The sequence below is a fragment of the Rhodococcus sp. 06-235-1A genome (assembly GCF_002258785.1).
Taxonomy (GTDB): domain Bacteria; phylum Actinomycetota; class Actinomycetes; order Mycobacteriales; family Mycobacteriaceae; genus Rhodococcoides.
The window spans coordinates 1,865-3,630 of sequence record NZ_NOYI01000030.1 but is presented as its reverse complement, the minus strand read 5'-3'; the positions used below and the strand labels follow the sequence as shown (position 1 = coordinate 3,630).

Sequence of the window (1,766 nt, the reverse complement as noted above, 5' to 3'; positions counted from 1 at the left end):
TTGATTTCGGTGAGGACGGTGCCTTGGGTGATGGCGTCGCCTGCGGTGACGGTCAGGCCGGTGACGGTGCCTGCTTTGTGGGCGGTGACGGGGTTTTCCATTTTCATCGCTTCCAGGACGGCGATGAGGTCCCCGGCGTCGACGGTTTGGCCTTCGGTGACAGCGACTTTGACCACGGTGCCCTGCATCGGTGCGGTCACCGCGTCACCGGAGGCGGCTCCGGCTCCGGCACCACCACGGGTACGCGGTTTCGGTTTGCGGCGTACCGCTCCCGCAGCACCACCGCCGTTGCCGCCGCCGCCGAGGGACAGTTCCCCGGGCAGGGAGACCTCGACGCGTCGGCCCCCGACCTCGACGACGACGGACTGCCGCGGCAGCACCTCCTCGTCGTCGATCGGCTGCCCCGCGGTGAACGGGGGAACCTGGTTGTCCCATTCGGTTTCGATCCACCGGGTGTGCACGTCGAACGATTCCCCGTCGCCGATGAACGCCGGATCGGAGACCACCGCAGCGTGGAACGGGATCACCGTCGCCAATCCTTCGACGGTGAACTCCGCCAACGCCCGACGCGACCGAGCCAACGCTTCCTCGCGGGTGGCTCCGGTGACGATGAGCTTGGCGAGCATCGAATCGAACTGGCCACCGATCACCGAGCCGGATTCGACACCGGAATCGACCCGCACCCCCGGACCGGAGGGGGCGGTGAAGGTGGTGACCGGTCCGGGAGCGGGCAGGAACCCACGCCCGGCGTCTTCGCCGTTGATCCGGAACTCGAACGAATGCCCCCGCGGCTCGGGGTCCTCGGTGATGGACAGTTCCTCGCCGTTGGCGATGCGGAACTGTTGCAGCACCAGGTCGATGCCGGAGGTTTCCTCGGTGACGGGATGCTCGACCTGCAGGCGGGTGTTGACCTCGAGGAACGAGACGAGCCCGTCCTGGCCGACGAGGTATTCCACGGTCCCGGCACCGTAGTAGCCGGCTTCGAGGCAGATCGCTTTGGCGCTGGAGTGGATTTCCTTGCGTTGGGCGTCGGTGAGGAACGGGGCGGGGGCTTCCTCGACGAGTTTCTGGAAGCGGCGCTGCAGGGAGCAGTCGCGGGTGCCTGCGACGACGACGTTGCCGTGCTGATCGGCGATGACCTGCGCTTCGACGTGGCGGGGCTTGTCGAGGTAACGCTCGACGAAGCATTCCCCACGCCCGAACGCCGCGACCGCTTCGCGGGTCGCGGAATCGAACAGCTCCGGGATCTCCTCGCGGGTGCGGGCGACTTTCATGCCGCGGCCGCCGCCACCGAACGCGGCTTTGATCGCGATCGGCAGGCCGTGTTCGTCGACGAACGCCAAGATTTCGTCGGCGTCCTTCACCGGCTCGGACGTGCCCGGCACCGACGGTGCTTTGGCGCGGGCGGCGATGTGGCGGGCGGTGACCTTGTCACCGAGGTCGCGGATCGACTGTGGGGAGGGTCCGATCCAGATCAGGCCGGCGTCGATCACCGCTTGGGCGAAGTCGGCGTTCTCGGACAAGAACCCGTAGCCGGGGTGGATGGCATCGGCACCGGACTTGGCGGCCGCGTCGAGGATTTTGTCGATCACCAAATACGACTCCGCCGACGACTGCCCACCGAGCGCGAACGCTTCATCGGCAAGGCGCACGAACGGAGCATCGGCATCGGGCTCGGCATACACAGCGACACTGGCCAACCCGGCATCAGCAGCCGCCCGGATCACCCGAACCGCGATCTCACCACGATTGGCAACAAGAACCTT

1 protein-coding gene is annotated in these 1,766 nt (G+C 67.2%); it reads right to left on the bottom strand.

Annotation, left to right across the window (positions count from 1 at the left end; genetic code table 11):
* On the bottom strand, window positions 1-1,766 hold a 1,766-nt coding region (locus tag CH275_RS26710; RefSeq protein ID WP_218828828.1), incomplete at both ends, for an acetyl/propionyl/methylcrotonyl-CoA carboxylase subunit alpha.